Origin of the sequence: Paenirhizobium daejeonense, from assembly GCF_014280875.1 — a bacterium.
In the GTDB taxonomy this organism is placed as follows: Bacteria; Pseudomonadota; Alphaproteobacteria; order Rhizobiales; family Rhizobiaceae; genus Allorhizobium; species Allorhizobium daejeonense.
Window position 1 is genome coordinate 192,243 of the sequence record NZ_JACLAL010000004.1, and the last position, 16,270, is coordinate 208,512.

A 16,270-nucleotide genomic window follows, 5' to 3' on the forward strand; every position below is an offset into this window, starting at 1 on the left:
CGGGTGTCATTGAGGCGCCCGCCTTTTGTTTGTCACTTGACTCCAATATGTGAGAAATGCATTCTCTGATAATGGAATCAATGGATGCATATTTCGAGAAGAGGGTCGGGGAGCAAGTGAAGCGCCTTCGTGGCGAGCGCAACCTGACGCTTGACCAGCTGGCTGAGCTTTCCGGCGTCAGCCGGGCGATGATCTCGCGTATCGAACGGGCCGAGGCAAGTCCGACAGCAGCTCTGCTGGCACGGCTTTGCTCGGCGCTCGGCGTTTCTCTTTCGGTGTTCTTTGCAAATGCCGGGCAGGAGGTTTCGCCCATTGTCCGGCGAGAGGACCAGCCGGTCTGGCGCGATCCGGAGAGCGGTTACCTCCGTCGCGCCGTCTCGCCCGGCGGCACGGGTTCGCGAGTGGATGTGGTCGAGGTGGAGTTTCCACCCGGTGCCGAGGTGCGTTTCGAGGGGCAACAGGCCAGCCGTGTCCAGTGGCAGCATGTCTGGCTGTTCGAGGGCGAGATGGAACTGACGGTCGGCGAGACGGTCTATACGCTTCGGCCGGGAGACTGCGTCTTCATGAATATCGGCGATGTCCACGGCTTCCGCAACGCCACCTCGAAACCGGCCCGCTATGCCGTCGTCATCGACCTCGGCCATCGATAATTTCTGCCTCCCGGAGACGATCCCATGGTAACGATCCGCATGCTCGACGAACAACAGGTGCTTGCCGCCCTGCCGGACCTTTGCGAGGTGCTGGCGGATTGCGTGGAAGGCGGTGCTTCCGTGGGCTTCATGTCGCCATTTACACCCGGGGATGGCGAGCCTTACTGGCGGGGCGTGGCCGCAGCCGTCGGCAGGCGCGAGGTTCTGCTCTTCGTCGCCGAGGTGGACGGTCGTGTCAGTGGCACGGTGCAGATCGGTTTCGCCTTGAAGCCGAACCAGCCGCACCGCGCCGACCTGATGAAGCTGCTCGTGCACCGCCGTGCGCGCGGCCTTGGCCTGTCGAAGCTCTTGATGCAGGCGGCCGAGGCCGAGACTGCAAAGCACGGCCGCAGCCTGCTGGTGCTCGACACCGCGACCGGGGAACTGGCCGAGCAGATCTACGAAAAGCTCGGCTGGACCAGAAGCGGCGTCATTCCCGACTACGCGCTCTTCCCCGATGGCCGCTACTGCGACACCACCTTCTTCTGGAAGCGCGTCGGCTGACGGTTCATTGTCCCGCTTGCAATGTGCGTTCGAAGGCGGAGACGATCAGGCCCGTCAGCTCCTCGTGGATGCTGACGCGCGATCTCTTCGGGTTCTCATTGCAGATCGGGTCGGGTTCGCCGATGGACGCCAGGAAGCCGGCAGCACCCGGCTTGCAGACGGGCAAAAAGCTGAAATGATCGGAATTGTCCACCTGCGCATAGCTGGCTTTCGGCGCCTGTTTCGCCAGCTTGTCCGATAGCACCGCGACCGGGATTTCGCCTGCGCTGCCGAGATTGATGAAGGTCAGCGGAATGTCGATGGTCTCCACGCTTTCCGGTTTGAAGACCGTGGCAAGGCCCGGATCGACCAGTACGGCCGAGACGATGCGCGGATCGCGGTTCGATTGCTCGAAGCGGGTCCGGTCGATCCTGCGCAGGTCGAGCTGTTCCACCGTGACCTCCTCATTGTCGGCAAAGCCGCGACCGCCGCGGAACCATCGGCAATCCATCATCTCGGGATAGGTGTCGCAATACCGGGCAAAGGCGGAGAGATCGGCCTGGCCGCCGGCAAGTTCCATCGCCGTGCTGCCGCCAAGAGAAAAGCCGAGAACGCCGATGCGACCCGGGTCGATGGCGTTTTCGAAGCGGCTGTCGCTGGTCAATGCGGTGATGATCTCCGAAAGATCCCGGGTGCGCTCCTAGATTTTCGGCGTGGCGGCAGGTGTGGAATCGCCGCTCGTGGTGCCGGGATGGTTGGGGCCGGCGACGATGAAGCCGGCTGCCGCAAGTTGCGTGGCGATCCACGCCATGCCCTCGACGCGGGACCCGGAGCCATGGGACAGGAGCACGAGCGGAAAGCGGCCCTGCCTGATGGAGCCGTTTCTCAAGGCGGGCGATCCCTCGAAGATGCGGTTTTCGCCGGCGATCATGTCTTCGCCGCCGCCCGTGGAGGGATACCAGACGGTTACCGCTAGCGAGCGGTCTCGCTCCGGTGAAACCACGCTGATCTTTTGGATGCCGACCGTCTCGCCGGAGAAGGCCGGGGTGACGGTTAGAAGGAAGGCAAGGAGGGAAAGTTTCAGTCGCATGGGAGCCTCGTCCTGTTTTGCTGGAGATGGCTCTTTCTTCATGCCGCCGCAGTGTTTCGCGACCTTGATCGCGTTCAAGGGCGTCCTCGAACGCGATCCTGTCCGGCTGCGGTCAAATCCCGTCAGGCGGTTACGCGCTTTTCCGTCAGGAAATAGAGGAAGGCGATAACCGGAAGGGCAAGGCCGATCATCGAGGCAAGCGGCCAGCCGCCTTCCGCATAGGCCCATGCGCCGACGGCCGACCCGATGGCGCCGCCGGTGAAGAACATTGCCATGAACAGGCCGTTCAGGCGGCTGCGCAGCTCCGCGCCGAGTTCGTAGATGGCGCGCTGGCCGGTCACCAGCGTCATGCTGACACCGAAATCGACGAGGATGGCGGCGATCGTCAGGAGGGCGAGTGCGAGCGTGCTGCCTTCGGGCGCGATATGGGTGACGAGGTAGCCTGCCGCGACGCTGGCGATGCCGAGTGCGGTTGCGGGCTTGCCGAGACCCCTGTCGGCCAGCCTTCCGGCCATCGGCGAGGCGATGGCACCGGCAACGCCGGCCAGCGCGAAGAGGGCGATGCCCGCCTGGCTGAGATTGAAGGCGGGACCGGCGAGATAGAGCGGCGTAACCGTCCAGAACAGGCTGAAGGCGGCGAACTGGCAGGCCTGATAGGCGGCGCGGCGCTGCAGCACCTTCTGTGTGGCAAGCTGGCGGCCCATCGAGCGAAGCAGGCCGAGATAGCCGAGCTGGGTCGTCGGACGGCGCTCCGGCAGACGCGTGGCGAGCACGGCGGCAAGCGCCAACATGACAGCGGCCGAGAGGAAGAACACGGCGTGCCAGGAGGTGAAGCGAGCGAGGAAGCTCGCGACCGGCCGCGCCATCATGATGCCGATCATCAGGCCGCTCATGACATTGCCCACCACCCGGCCTCGGGCATAATCCGGTGCCAGATTGGCGGCGAAAGGCACGATCATCTGAACCGCGACCGAGCCGAGGCCGATGGCAAGCGATGCCGCGAGGAAGGGGCCGGGCGTGGAGGAAAGACCGGCCGCGATCAGCGAAAGTGTGACGACGCCGATCATGGTGAGGATCAGCCGGCGGTTTTCGACAAGGTCACCAAGCGGCACGAGGAAGAGCAGGCCGAGCCCGTAACCGATCTGCGTCAGCGTCACAATCAGGCCGGTCGCATGCACCGGCAGACCGATGGCATCGGCAATCGGACCGGCGAGCGGCTGCGCATAATAGAGGTTGGCGGCGATCAGGCCGCAGGCGGCAGCCATGACGAAGGTCATTCCGGCAGAGATACCGGCGGCTTTGGTTGGGCTGGCGGATATGCTGGTCATCGGGAAATCCTTGGAGGAGGAGAGAGTCAATCGAGAATTCTGAGGAGCGCATCGGCGGCGGCGTGGGTGGCCGCCGGCTTCGGGCTGGTCTTGCCGACGATGCGGATGCCCTGGAGGAAGGCCATGACGGCGAGTGCTGCGGTATCGACATCGACATCGGACGAGATCGAGCCGTCCGCCTGTCCGTCGCGAATGAAGCCGCGGATCTGCTCCAGCGTACGGGTCTGCGTAGCGGCGACACGCCCATCGACATCAGCGTCGAAAAGCGTCAGTTCCACGGCTGCACCAATAGCAAGGCAACCGCGGCGTCCGGTCTCGCCGCAGGCGGCCGCGGCATAGAAACGCAGCATGCCGCGCACCTTGTCGCGGCCGGTCGTGAGCGGTGCGAGCTCGGCTTCGAGCAGGGCATTGCGCACCTGCTTGTAGCGATCGAAAGCCGCAAGGAAGATCGACTTCTTGTCCTGGAAAGCCTTGTAGATGCTGCCGGCCGTCAGGCCCATGGCGGCTTTCAGATCGGCAATCGAGGTGCCGTGATAGCCGCGTTCGGTGAAGACCACGATGGCTTCATCGAGCGCTGTGTCGATGTCGAACTCCCGGGGGCGGCCGGCGGTGCGGTGGCTGGTGGCGGACATGATCGAACCGTATCTTTGGTCTATTTGGAAATGATCGTTTCCAAATAGAGGTGAAGTTGCCGGTCGTCAAGTCCGGTGCGCGTGGATGCGGTTGCGCGCCTCTCTTCGCTTGCCTGCCGCGACAGGCAGCGCTAGCTTCCGCCGACCGTGTGAACAGAGGGAACGAAATGCGGGTTTTCTATTCCGAAAAACATAAGCTTAGGGATGCCAAGACGGAACTGCACGGCGGCCTGCTGGTAAAGCCTTTCGAGGGGCCGTTCAGGGCCGAATGGATATTGGCGGCAGTGAAGGAAGCGGGTTTTGCCGACGTGGTCGCCCCGGCCGAATATGGTCTCGACACCGCGAAAAAGGTGCATGACGAGAACTTCCTCGAATTCCTGCGCACCTGCTGGGACCGCTGGACCGAGGCCGGCTATCCCGGCGAGGCGATCCCCACGGCTTATGCCTACCGCCGCAGCCGTAACCTTGCGCCGCGCAATATCGATGGCGCCGTCGGCTATTACGCCAATTCCGTCGAAACCTCGATCTCGGGCGGCACCTATGAGGCGGCGCTGTCGTCGATGAACGTCGCGCTCTCCGGCGCCGACTGGCTGAAGGAGGGCAACCGCTTCGCCTTCTCGCTCTGCCGCCCGCCGGGCCATCATGCCGGTATCGATCTCTTCGGCGGCTACTGCTTCATCAACAACGCCGCCGTCGCCGCCCAGCGCCTGCTGGACCATGGCGCGAAGAAGGTGGCCATCCTCGATGTCGACTTCCACCACGGCAACGGCACGCAGGACATCACCTACAATCGCGGCGACATCTTCTTCGCCTCCCTGCATGGCGATCCGGCCGATGCCTTCCCCTATTTTCTCGGCTATGCCGACGAAACCGGCGAAGGCGCGGGCGAGGGCCTGAACGCCAACTACCCGATGCCGGCCGGCACGCCCTTCGACGTGTGGTCGGCAGCCCTTGCCGATGCGCTGAAGCGGATCGAGGCCTATGGTGCCGAGGCCATCGTACTGTCGCTCGGGGTCGATACCTTCGAGAAGGACCCGATCAGCTTCTTCAAGCTGACCACGCCGGATTATATCCGCATGGGCCAGATGGTGGCCGCGACCGGCCTGCCGGTGCTGACTGTCATGGAAGGCGGCTACGGCGTGCCGGAAATCGGCCTCAACGTCGCCAACGTGCTGAAAGGCCTGGAGGACTGATCCTCTCGTAATTCCGGCAAGACCGCGTAGCGGTCATGCCGGAGTTGAGCAGGGAGCAGTACGGCGTCACTGCACCTCGATGAAGTGACGCTTCAGCCGCTCCACCGTGGCGGGCTCGATATCGAGGCCCGTCACCGCGATCCAGGGGTCGATATAATGCTGCGGTGCATAAACATGGCCGTGGCCCATCGGGCTCGTGGTCGCGATCATCATGTCGAACAGCAGTTGCAGCATGGTGAGCGCCGGATACCAGCGTAGCGCGGGCGAAACATCCGGTCCGCGCTCTCCCTGAAGCCACGGGGGAGAACGGTAGAACGACCAAGGGTCGAAGAAAGTCACGGCATCGGTCGCATATTGCAGGTAAACGATCCTGAGTGGACCCCAATGCGCGCCGGGAATGTCGAGATGCTGGTCCTGGTTGGTGAAGCGGATGATGGAGCTGTCACGGAAGGCGGGCAGCCATGCCGGTGAGCCGGGATTTCGCGACGCTGTCACGTCGTTCCACATCTTGCTCTGGAACGGCGGTCCGGCCCATAGCGCACCCTGGAACGGATCGGCGATCACTTCCATGAGGTCGGCGGATTGCTGCGAATTCAGCGCGCCGAGGCTCAGGCCGTAAAGAATGAGTTTCGGACGCGTCTCTTTCGGCAATGCGCCCCAGTATCGATAGACCGTGCGAAACAGGACCCTGGCCGACTCCGAGCCGTATTCAGGCTCGACCAGCAAGGAGAGCCAGCTCGTCAGGTAGGAGTATTGCAGCGCGATACTCGCGACATCGCCGCGATGGAGGTAGTCGAGCGTGTCCACGGCCTCCGGGTCGATCCAGCCGGTGCCCGTCGGTGTGATCACCACCAGCGTCGAGCGTTCGAAGCCGCCTTGCCGGATCAGTTCATCGAGAGCGAGTTTGGCCCGCTCCTCGATCGTCTCGGCACTGTTGAGGCCGGCATAGACCCGGATCGGTTCCATGGCCGCTGTGCCCCAGAATGTCTCGAGTTCAGCGCGACCGGGACCGGATGCGATGAAATGGCGCCCCTGCCGGCCGAGACCGTGCCAGTCGAGCAGAGATGCGCTGCTGCCGGTTTTCGACGGATCGGAAGGTGCAGCGATCTCGTCTTCCAGCAGGGCATCCATCTGGCGGAAGGAGGAGTCGGCAAGGCGAAGCGCACCGCGCAGCAAAAGCCCCTCGCCGACGGACCAGAAGATCAGCAGCGCGGCGGCAAGGCCGATCAGGATTGAGATACGGCGCGGCAGGATACGGGCGGCGCGAGACGCAAAGATGCGAAAGAGCGCCAGGAACAGGCGGCCGAGCAGAAACAGAACGACGAAGACGGCAAGAGCGATCGCCACCAGACGCAGCGGGTCCACGCTTTCGAGCGCCGGCATCGTCCAGAGTTCCCGGATGGAATTCTGCCACGCCGCCGCATGCCAGAGCGAGGCGATGGCCGCGACAAGACCGACGGCGGTGACAATTGCCACGAATCGACGGCGTATCGCCGGGCGCGTCGGCAGTTCCAGATAGAGCCAGAGGCTTTCGAGGATGACGCCGATCAGATAGCCGACACCCGCCGCAAGGCCGGAAAGCGCGCCCTGCACGAGCGCGGAACGCGGCATCAGGCTGGGGGTCAGCGAAGCGCAGAAAAAGACGAAGGCGAGAACGACGCCGGCGACGGAAAGACTGCCGAATAAAATATTGATCAGTCTGGCCAGGGCGCCAACTCCCATATCTGCGCTGTGAATGACTGGCCATCCGGGCCAAGGCCCTAGTGTAGCCGGCTGGGACGTCCGTTCAAGAGGCTTGGCCGCAACGGAGCCCACCCCGCATGCCGTGGCCGGATATGTCCGCCATTCGTCCAGTCCGGTGCTTTTTCCCTATGTTGCAAGGGATATTCTCGGCTATCCTTGAACACATGGAGAACGAGAAATGTCCGATATCAACACTGCATTGATTGTCATCGACGCGCAGGAATCCTTCCGTCAGCGACCGTACTGGGATCAGGCGCAGGCCGCGTCCTACTTTGAGCGCCAGCAGGCGTTGATCGATGGCGCCCGTGCCGCCGGCATTCCGATCGTGCGTATCTTCCATGTCGACGCCGATGAACCCTTTACGCTCGAAAGCGGCTTCGTGCGCACACTTGCCGAGCTGCGGCTCGAACCCGACGTCACCTTCCACAAGCACAGGCATTCGGCGCTGGTCGGTTCCGGCCTCGATGTCTGGCTGGTAGAAAACGGCATTCGCCGGCTGATCGTATCCGGCATCCGCACCGAGCAATGCTGCGAGACGACCACGCGGCATGCCTCCGATCTCGGCTGGGACGTCGATTTCGTTTCCGAGGCGACGCTGACCTTCCCCATGACCCATGCCTCGGGCGAGACCTTCGATGCCGACGCAATCCGCAAGCGCACCGAACTGGTGCTTTCAGGTCGCTTCGCCCGCATCGCAACCGTCGAGGAAGCGCTTGGGAAAAAGGCGTTCGCCGCATGACCAAAAACGGCCCGGCAGGAGAGAGGCAGACCGTTCCGGTGTTCACGCTTGTGCCGCCGGAGGCGCTGCTGATCGATATCGCCGGGCCGCTAGAAGTGCTGCGTTATGCCAATCTCGAGCAGAACGACCTGCATTTCGATTGTCACTACATTTCCGACAAGCCCAGCCAGACGACCTCGATCGGTCTGAAGATCGATGGTCTCGAGCCCTTGCCGGAGCGATTGCCGGAAGGAGCGATGCTCGTCATCTCCGGCAGCCTGTCGGTCGGGCTTGCGGAATTGCGCAGTGATCCGGAGCTTCAGCGCCTGAGAGACTGGCTGCGCGCGGCCGTCACGGACGATACGCGGCTGGTGACGGTGTGTTCCGGCGCATTGCTCGCAGGTGCTGCCGGTCTGATGGATAGCCGGCAATGCACCACCCATTCGGATTGCATCGAGGAGCTTCAGGCGCTTGCGCCGACCGCGACCGTGCTGGAGAACCGCCTCTATGTCGAGGATGGCAGCCGTTTTTCCAGTGCCGGCATTTCCACCGGCATCGACCTCATGCTGCATGTGGTGGCGCGGCTCACTTCGGCGCGAGTTGCACTCGCGGCCGCCCGCCGCATGGTGATCTATCTGAGGCGGAGCGGATCGGATCCGCAATTGTCGCCCTGGCTCTCCGGCCGAAACCATATCCATCCGGCCATCCATCGCATTCAGGATGCGGTGATGCAGGAGCCGGCGCGGGACTGGAGCCTGGGCGATCTGGCGCGTCTCGGCGCGCTCAGCGAACGCCATCTGACACGGCTTTTTCGCGAGCATACCGGCCTGTCGGTGACGGAATACGTCAACACCATGCGGGTGGCGCTCGCCCGCGATCTCCTTTCCCAGACCCGTCTCGATATGGAAAGCGTTGCGGAACGAGCCGGTTTTTCCTCGACCCGTCATCTGCGCCGCGTCTGGTCCGAGCATCAGCCCTTGCCGCCAAGCCGGTATCGCCGGGAAAGATACGGGGAAGGGTGAAGACACCCTCGGATGCGGAGAGGACCTAGCCGGCCGACGCCAATGTCGGATCACAGAAATTGAATGGTGGATCGGCTCCCGGGTTGCTAACCTGCGATGATCCCTGCCTGACCTTTATGGTCCTTTTCAATATTCCGGAGTTATTTCATGCAGATGCGCGCACTCGGCCGTACCGGCCTTTCGATCTCCCCGGTCGTTTTCGGCGGCAACGTGTTCGGCTGGACGGCAGACGAGAAGACCTCCTTCGACCTGCTCGACGCCTTTTTCGACGCCGGCTACAACGCCATCGACACGGCCGATGTCTATTCCGCCTGGGTGGATGGCCATAAGGGCGGCGAGAGCGAAATCGTGATCGGCAACTGGCTGAAGCGCGGCCATGTCGCCCGCGACAAGGCGGTGATCGTCACCAAGGTTGGCTTTGATAACAATGGCCGCAAGACGGGCCTGAGCGCCAAGTGGATCGCGGAAGCCGTGGAGGCTTCGCTCCGCCGGCTGCAGACCGATTACATCGACCTCTACCTCTCCCACGCCCCGGATACGGACGTACCTCATGAGGAAACGCTCGGTGCCTTCGCCAGGCTGAAGGAACAGGGTAAGGTGCGCGCCATCGGCTGTTCCAACTTCGATGCCGATCAGCTCGCCGCATCTTTCGCAGTGTCCAAGGCGAACAACCTGCCGCGCTATGACGTGATCCAGCCGGAATACAATCTTTACACTCGTAACAAGTTCGACGGTGCTCTCGGCGATCTCTGCATCGCGGAGGATATTGGCGTCATCAGCTATTATGCGCTGGCGGCCGGTTTTTTGACCGGCAAGTATCGCGAAGCCAGGGACACCGAGGGTGCGGCCCGCGGTTACCGCGTCAACGATTACCTGAACGACAAGGGCTTCCGTATTCTCGCGGCGCTCGATCAGGTGTCAAAGGAAACGGGGGCGACGCCTGCCGCGATCGCGATCGCATGGGTTGCTGCTCGCCCGGGCATTACCGCACCGATCGCCAGCGCCACCAGCCTGCGCCAGCTTGAAAGCTTGATCGCCGCCGGCAAGTTGCAGCTTTCCGATGCACAGATGGCGCTTCTGAATGCGGCGGGGGCCTGAAGGCATGTCGCTGGAGATCCGTGATGCGCGGCCGGAAGACGAGGCGGCGTGGCGCCACCTCTGGGCCGGCTACCTCGCCTTCTACAAGGTAGCGCTTGCCGATGACGTGACAGCCATGACCTGGGCCCGCATTCTGGATCCGCAGTCGCGTGTCGCGATGCGGGTGGCGGTTGTGGATGGGGACCTGGCCGGCTTCGCCATCCATCACTACCACGACTCAACCTGGGTGAGGACACCGGACTGCTATCTGGAAGACCTTTATCTTGACGAGCGGTTTCGTGGTCACGGCATCGGCCGGGCGCTGATCGACGACCTGATCGGGATCGCGCGGGAGAAGGGCTGGTCCCGTCTTTACTGGCATACCGACCGCGACAACGAACAGGCGCGAAAGCTCTACGACACCTACGCCCGCGAAGACGGGCATGTGCGCTACCGGATGACCCTCGGTTGACAGTTTTCTTCATTCCGTATGCCGGAAGAAGTCGATGAAGGCTCTGAGCGCCGGCCGCATCTGCCGGCGCGAGGGGTAATAGATGTAAAAACCTTCGAAGGGCGGGCACCAGTCTTCCAGCACCCGGACGAGTTGCCCCGCCTCCAGAGCTTCCAGCACGCGGGCATCGAACAGATAGGCAAGCCCCGCGCCGTCGAGGCAGGCCGACAGGATCAGCTTGTCATCCGGCAGGATCAGTGGTCCATCGACGGAAACCGTGAGCGTCCGGGCGTCCTTCTCAAATTCCCAGCGATAGATGCGACCGCTGGAGAAGCGCCGGCGGATGCAGCGATGATCGGCCAGGTCGCGCGGATGGATGGGTTTCGGATGATTGGCGAAGTAGCCCGGCGTCGCCACCACCGCGCCGCGCAAGGGACCGCAGGCGCGCACCGCAATCATGTCGGCCTCGAGGCTTTCGCCGAGCCGGATCCCGGCATCGTATCCCTGTTCGACAATGTCCTCGAACGTGTCGGCGGTTACCAGCTCGACGGTGATATCGGGAAAGCGCGCGAGGAAATCGCCAAGACGCGGCGCGATCAGGTGTTCGGCTGCCGGGCGCGGCATGGTGATCTTCAGGAGGCCGGCCGGTGCGGCGCGGCTGTCGGCGAGGGCCGCCACCGCGCCGTCGATGTCGTGAAGCGCTGGAGCTAGACTGTCGAGCAGCCGCCGGCCCTCCTCGGTCGGCGCGACGCTGCGGGTGGTGCGGGCCAGAAGCCGGATGCCGAGGCTTGTTTCGAGCGAGGCCACGGCGTGGCTGACGGCCGAGGGCGCAATCGCCAGCTCGTCGGCCGCCTTGCGGAAGCTGCGATGCTCGGCGACGGCGGCGAAAACTGCAAGCTGCGAAAGCTGGATCCTGTTCATTGTTCTATCTGATAGAATAAACTGAGCGTCTTTGCAGCAATTATCAGAGCGGCAGTCAGGGCTTACCTTGCCATTGTCCGCTTGAGGCCGCCTCCCGGCCGCAACTCGCGGATATCAAGAGAAGCAAAGCTCGATCAAAGGAGCCTCCCATGGAAACCCGCAAGCTCGGTAGTCTTTCCGTTTCCGCCCTCGGCCTTGGCTGCATGGGCATGAGCTACGCCTATGGCGCAACCGACGAGAAGCAGGCCGTCGCCACCCTGCACCGCGCCGTCGAACTCGGCGTCACCTTCTTCGACACCGCCGAAATGTATGGCCCCTATGACAATGAAATTCTCGTGGGCCGCGAACTCAAGGCCGTGCGTGACAGGGTGGTGATCGCCACCAAGTTCGGCTTCAGGATCGATGACAGCAAGCCGCATGGCCAGAATATCGTCGGCGTCGACAGCCGCCCCGAACACGTGAAGGCGGTAGCCGAGGCTTCGCTGAAGCGGCTCGGCACCGATGTCATCGATCTCTATTACCAGCACCGCGTCGACCCCTCCGTGCCGATCGAGGATACGGTGGGCGCGATGGCCGAACTGGTGGCCGAGGGCAAGGTCCGCGCCCTTGGACTTTCCGAGGCGGGTGCCGCCACCATCCGCCGCGCCCACGCCGTTCACCCGATCGCCGCCGTCCAGAGCGAATACTCGCTGTTCAGCCGCGATCCGGAAGAAAACGGTGTGCTCGCCACTTGCCGCGAACTCGGCATCGGTTTCGTGCCCTACAGCCCGCTCGGGCGCGGCATGCTGACGGGTGCGATCCGCAAGCCGGAGGACATCGGAGCCGATGATTTCCGCTCGCAGCTCCCCCGGTTTCAGGCGGAAAACCTCTCCGCCAACGAGGCGTTGATCGATCTCCTGACCGCGATGGCCGGAGAGAAGGGCGTGACGGCCGCACAATTGGCGCTAGCCTGGGTGCTGCATCAGGGCAAGCACATCGTGCCGATCCCAGGCGCTCGCAAGATCCCGCATCTTGAACAGAATGCGGCCGCTGCCGACATCGCGCTCTCGGCCGAGGAACTCGCCCGCCTGTCAACGGCGCTCTCGCCCGACAAGGTGGCCGGCAAGCGCTATAGCGACGCTTCGCTGGCGATGACGAATCTCTAATACCTTGAATTGAAACAGTGGTGATCCTGGGTACCCCCCTCTGCCTTGCCGGGCATCTCCCCCTCAAGGGGGGAGATTGGCAGAACGGCTACCCTTTCGATCTTTCCGATTTTCCCCCACATGTCTGAAAGTGTTTTCTATAGAGAGGGAGTGAACGGCTTCGGCTATTCGATCTCCCCCCTTGAGGGGAAGATGCCCGGCAGGGCAGAGGGGGGGAACCACGAGCCAATACCTTCCGAATCCAAGACGGCTACGCGTCCTTGCCGGGATTGCTCCCTGAAGACGGGTGGCGCTAGCCGAGTTCCAGCGTGGTAACGCCGTAGACGCCAGACTGGTTCACTGCCGGCGCCAGTCCGCGATACATGCGGCGCGTGGCGAAGCCGCGGGTGAAGCCGAGGCGGGCGAGGCGGTTGGAAAACTCCGCCTGCGCTTCCGGCACGTCGATCTGCAATTCGTCCGCGCCGATGCGCTGCAGGCAGGCATCGAGCAGAGCATCAGCCGCATCGCTGTCGATGGCGAAAAGCGGGCCGAGTTTGTGGCCGACAAGGCAGCGCCGCAAAACTGCATAGCCGGCTATTCCGGCGGCGGTGGTGGCGAGAAAGGTTTCACGCGGAACGGAAAGCCACTCGGTGAGGAAGCTGCTGCGCTCGGCTGGAAAGAACCGACGGTCGAAGGCGCCGATGGCCGGCAGCAGGTCGGGCGTTGCTGTCCGAACCTTGATGGTTGATGCGGAAGGTGCCGTTGGAGATGGCGATGGCATTGTGACGCGGCCGCTCCAGCGGAAGGTCTGGTAGGTCGGTTTAAAGCCCATGCTGGCATAATTGGCCTGCTGCTCGGGAACGCCGTCCAGACCGATGGTCCGCCCTTCGAGATGGGCCATTGCGGCATCCCACACCTGCCGGCCGTAGCCCTTGCCACGGTAGTGTGGATGACAGATGTAGAGACCGATGAAGCCGAAATCCTCACCATAGGCGACGGCCGAAATACCGGCAGCAAGCACGCCATTCACGAAACAGCCGAGAAAACCTTCCGGGTCGGCGGCGTGGAAAGCACTCGCATCGGCAAGTCCCGGATTCCAGCCTTCGTCCCCGGCCCAGCCGACCAGCGTTTCGATCTCCGCCGGCGAGAGCGGTCGGATTTCGGTGGCCGGCACGCTCATAGTCTGACCATGGCCGCCGGGGCAAAAGCTTCGAGTGCGCCGGTATAGGTCTTGTTGATCGGCGACGCATAGGCGCCGCGCTTGGCAGTCGAAAGACCCAGCGCCACCAGTGCTTCGGCCTGCTTCACGGCAGCGGCGACGCCGTCGATCACCGGCACGCCGAATTCGCGGCGGAGTTCGGCCGTGAGGTCCGCCATGCCGGCGCAGCCGAGCACGATGGCTTCCGCCTTGTCCTCGCGCAGCGCCACAGCGATCTCGTTGCGCAGCCGGTCGCGCGCATTCGATTGCGGGTCTTCAAGTGAAAGCACGGGAATATCGGCGGCGCGCACCTTGGCGCGGCCGCTCATGCCGTAGCGATGGACCAGATGTTCGAGCGGCAGGCGTGAGCGCTCCATGGTCGTTACGATGGAGAAACGCTGGGCGATGAAGGAGGTGGCGGCAAGTGCCGCCTCGCAGATGCCGATGACGGGCATATGGGCAAGCGCGCGGGCGGCATCGAGGCCGGTATCGTCGAAGCAGGCGATGATCGCGGCGGAAGCCCCGGCCTTTTCCGCCCGAGCGATTTCGACCAGCAGGCCGGGAACCGCAAAGGCCTCGTCATAATAGCCCTCTATGGAGACCGGCCCCATCGAGGAAGTGACGGCGACGATCTCCGTGCCAGGGTTTGCCACGCGATGGGCGGCATCGGCGATCGTCGCCGTCATGCTGCGGGTTGTATTGGGATTGACGACCAGAATGCGCATCAGCCACGCGCCCTGCGACGGTTCATGGCGATGATCAGGCCGAGCGTGCCGGCAATCACCAGGAAGGAGAAGAAGGTGGTCACGGTGCCGAGCGCATAGAGCACCGGCGTCGTGACGTTGGTGGTCATGCCGTAGATCTCCAGCGGCAGGGTGTTGTAGGTGCCGGATGTCATCAGCGTGCGGGCGAACTCGTCGTAGGACAGCGTAAAACCGAACAGGCCGACGCCGATCAGGCTCGGCGCGATCATCGGCAGGACCACATGGCGGAAGGTCTGCCAGGCGTTGGCGCCGAGGTCGCGGGCAGCCTCCTCGTAGGACGGCGAAAAGCGGTTGAAGATGGCGAACATGATCAGCACGCCGAACGGCAGCGTCCAGGTGAGGTGCGCGCCGAAGGCCGACGAATACCATGCGGGCTGCAACCCGGCCTGACTGAAGACCACGCCGATGCCGAGCGAGATGATGATGGAAGGCACGACGAGGCTTGCGACCGACAGATAGAACAGGGCGGTGGCGCCGATGAACTTGCGGCGGAAGGCAAGGCCCGCCAGCAGCGAGACGACGACGGTGACCACCATGACCATCAGGCCGAGCGCCAGCGAGCGACGGAAGGAGCCGCCGAAATCGCCGACCGCCTGCTGTTCGAACAGGTTGCCGAACCAGTGCACTGATACCCCGTTTAGCGGGAAGGTGAGGCCGCCGTTTTCACCCTGGAACGAGAGGATGACGATGGCCGAGAGCGGTCCGTAGAGAAACACCACGAAGAGTGCGAAGAAGGCGGCGAGAACGTAGAATTCGCGGGAGCGTTTTTCGGAATTCATCTCAGAGTTCCTTGCGGATATCGACGACGCGCAGGATGGCGGCGACCATCAGGAGAACCAGCACCAGCAGGATTACCGCATTGGCGGCGGCCGCCGGATATTGCAGCAGCGACATCTGGTTCTTCATCATCAGCGCCACCGAGGCGCTCTGACCGCCGGACATGACCTGTACGGTCGAGAAATCGGCCATGACCAGCGTCACCACGAAGATCGTGCCGATCGCCATGCCGGGCTTGGACAGGGGAATGATGACATTGGTGAGGATCTGCCGGCCGGAAGCGCCGGCGTCGCGCGCGGCCTCCACCAGAGCGCGGTCGATGCGCATCATGGTGTTGAAGATCGGCGTGACCATGAACAGCGTGTAGAGATGCACCATGGCGAGCACCACCGCGAAATCGGAATAGAGCAGCCATTCGATCGGTTGCGAGATGATGCCGGTGCCGATCAGGCCGCTGTTGACGAGACCATTGCGGCCGAGCACCGGGATCCACGAGATCATGCGGATGATGTTGGACGTCAGGAACGGCACGGTGCAGACGAGGAACAGCACCATCTGCATGGTGGTGGTGCGGATGTGGAAGGCGAGGAAATAGGCGACCCAGAAGCCGATGAAAACGGTGATCGCCCAGACGATGAGGGCGAATTTCAGCGTGTTCAGATAGGTCTTCCACGTCACCCACGAGCCGAGCGTTTCGGCATAATTGAAGGTGACGAAATCGGGATACATCTGGGCGAAGTCGTAATCCCAGAAGCTGACGATGCCGATCATCAGGATCGGCAGGAGCAGGAAGCCGCCAAGGATCAGCGCCAGCGGCGCCGCCTGCAGATAAGCGGGGAGCCAGGCAGGCAGGCGGATCTCGCGTTTCGGCTTTTCCTCGCCGACGCCGATAAATCGCACTGTGTTCATCGTCTGTCTCTCCATGTTGGCTCGATTGTCTGCATGTCCCAACGAAGGTCTCGCTTTGGCCCCCCTCTGGCCTGCCGGCCATCTCCCCCACAAGGGGGGAGACACCGTGTTGTGACCTTGCATCCACCACCCCGGTGACGGGATGTTCTGG

Annotated in this window: 16 protein-coding genes and 1 pseudogene; 8 read left to right on the forward strand and 9 right to left on the reverse strand. The window is 63.2% G+C overall.

The genetic code is table 11. The annotated features are described in order from the left end of the window. Positions 1-80: 80 nt before the first annotated feature. Together relB and H4I99_RS10715 are read left to right on the forward strand one after the other, a co-directional pair. Entirely contained in the window at positions 81-650 is a 570-nt protein-coding gene (gene relB / locus H4I99_RS10710; protein ID WP_163902872.1) for a type II toxin-antitoxin system RelB family anti-toxin, read from the forward strand. 24 nt (positions 651-674) lie between these two features. Further along, positions 675-1,193: a GNAT family N-acetyltransferase gene (locus H4I99_RS10715; protein ID WP_163902874.1), complete on the forward strand. Its 519-nt coding sequence runs from the start codon at positions 675-677 to the stop codon at positions 1,191-1,193. Between the two features lie 4 nt (positions 1,194-1,197). On the opposite strand, the pseudogene H4I99_RS10720 reads toward H4I99_RS10715, so the two are convergent. The 3 genes and pseudogenes from H4I99_RS10720 to H4I99_RS10730 form a co-directional block, all read right to left on the reverse strand. Beyond that, a pseudogene (locus H4I99_RS10720) lies at positions 1,198-2,262 on the reverse strand (alpha/beta hydrolase family protein). A 122-nt stretch (positions 2,263-2,384) separates the two neighbouring features. Further along, positions 2,385-3,590, reverse strand: coding sequence for an MFS transporter (locus H4I99_RS10725; RefSeq protein ID WP_163902876.1), 1,206 nt, complete (start codon positions 3,588-3,590; stop codon positions 2,385-2,387). Between the two features lie 26 nt (positions 3,591-3,616). Next, positions 3,617-4,222: a TetR/AcrR family transcriptional regulator gene (locus H4I99_RS10730; RefSeq protein WP_163902877.1), complete on the reverse strand. Its 606-nt coding sequence runs from the start codon at positions 4,220-4,222 to the stop codon at positions 3,617-3,619. A gap of 167 nt (positions 4,223-4,389) precedes the next feature. On the opposite strand from H4I99_RS10730, the gene H4I99_RS10735 reads away from it, so the two are divergent. Then, positions 4,390-5,415: a histone deacetylase family protein gene (locus H4I99_RS10735; RefSeq protein WP_163902879.1), complete on the forward strand. Its 1,026-nt coding sequence runs from the start codon at positions 4,390-4,392 to the stop codon at positions 5,413-5,415. 66 nt (positions 5,416-5,481) lie between these two features. Here the strand turns inward: H4I99_RS10735 and H4I99_RS10740 are convergent, their stop codons facing one another. Then, positions 5,482-7,137: an alpha/beta hydrolase gene (locus H4I99_RS10740; protein WP_244625029.1), complete on the reverse strand. Its 1,656-nt coding sequence runs from the start codon at positions 7,135-7,137 to the stop codon at positions 5,482-5,484. Between the two features lie 199 nt (positions 7,138-7,336). Between H4I99_RS10740 and H4I99_RS10745 the strand changes: the two genes are divergently transcribed. From H4I99_RS10745 to H4I99_RS10760, 4 genes are all read left to right on the forward strand, one after another. Next, complete coding sequence (locus tag H4I99_RS10745; RefSeq protein ID WP_163902881.1) at positions 7,337-7,897, forward strand: isochorismatase family protein; 561 nt, start codon at positions 7,337-7,339, stop codon at positions 7,895-7,897. Continuing rightward, positions 7,894-8,898: a GlxA family transcriptional regulator gene (locus H4I99_RS10750; protein WP_163902883.1), complete on the forward strand. Its 1,005-nt coding sequence runs from the start codon at positions 7,894-7,896 to the stop codon at positions 8,896-8,898. The genes H4I99_RS10745 and H4I99_RS10750 overlap by 4 nt, the downstream gene beginning before the upstream one ends. A gap of 147 nt (positions 8,899-9,045) precedes the next feature. After that, positions 9,046-9,996 (forward strand): aldo/keto reductase, encoded by a 951-nt coding sequence (locus tag H4I99_RS10755; protein WP_163902885.1) that lies wholly within the window; start codon positions 9,046-9,048, stop codon positions 9,994-9,996. Between the two features lie 4 nt (positions 9,997-10,000). Then, complete coding sequence (locus H4I99_RS10760; RefSeq protein WP_163902887.1) at positions 10,001-10,447, forward strand: GNAT family N-acetyltransferase; 447 nt, start codon at positions 10,001-10,003, stop codon at positions 10,445-10,447. 9 nt (positions 10,448-10,456) lie between these two features. On the opposite strand, the gene H4I99_RS10765 is transcribed toward H4I99_RS10760, so the two are convergent. Next, a complete protein-coding gene (locus tag H4I99_RS10765; protein ID WP_163902889.1) occupies positions 10,457-11,347 on the reverse strand; it encodes a LysR family transcriptional regulator in 891 nt (296 codons plus the stop codon). A 149-nt stretch (positions 11,348-11,496) separates the two neighbouring features. On the opposite strand from H4I99_RS10765, the gene H4I99_RS10770 reads away from it, so the two are divergent. Next, positions 11,497-12,492 (forward strand): aldo/keto reductase, encoded by a 996-nt coding sequence (locus tag H4I99_RS10770; RefSeq protein WP_163902891.1) that lies wholly within the window; start codon positions 11,497-11,499, stop codon positions 12,490-12,492. A gap of 292 nt (positions 12,493-12,784) precedes the next feature. On the opposite strand, the gene H4I99_RS10775 is transcribed toward H4I99_RS10770, so the two are convergent. The 4 genes from H4I99_RS10775 to H4I99_RS10790 are packed head-to-tail and all read right to left on the reverse strand — an operon-like array spanning position 12,785 to position 16,119. Then, positions 12,785-13,651: a GNAT family N-acetyltransferase gene (locus tag H4I99_RS10775; protein ID WP_194362089.1), complete on the reverse strand. Its 867-nt coding sequence runs from the start codon at positions 13,649-13,651 to the stop codon at positions 12,785-12,787. Then, on the reverse strand, positions 13,648-14,394 hold the full coding sequence (locus tag H4I99_RS10780; protein ID WP_163902893.1) for an aspartate/glutamate racemase family protein: 747 nt from the start codon (positions 14,392-14,394) through the stop codon (positions 13,648-13,650). Before H4I99_RS10780 ends, H4I99_RS10775 begins: the two co-directional genes overlap by 4 nt. Beyond that, entirely contained in the window at positions 14,394-15,212 is an 819-nt protein-coding gene (locus H4I99_RS10785; RefSeq protein WP_163902895.1) for an ABC transporter permease, read from the reverse strand. Before H4I99_RS10785 ends, H4I99_RS10780 begins: the two co-directional genes overlap by 1 nt. Position 15,213: 1 nt before the next feature. Next, positions 15,214-16,119, reverse strand: a complete 906-nt coding sequence (locus H4I99_RS10790) for an ABC transporter permease (RefSeq protein ID WP_163902897.1) — start codon at positions 16,117-16,119, stop codon at positions 15,214-15,216. Positions 16,120-16,270 lie beyond the last annotated feature (151 nt).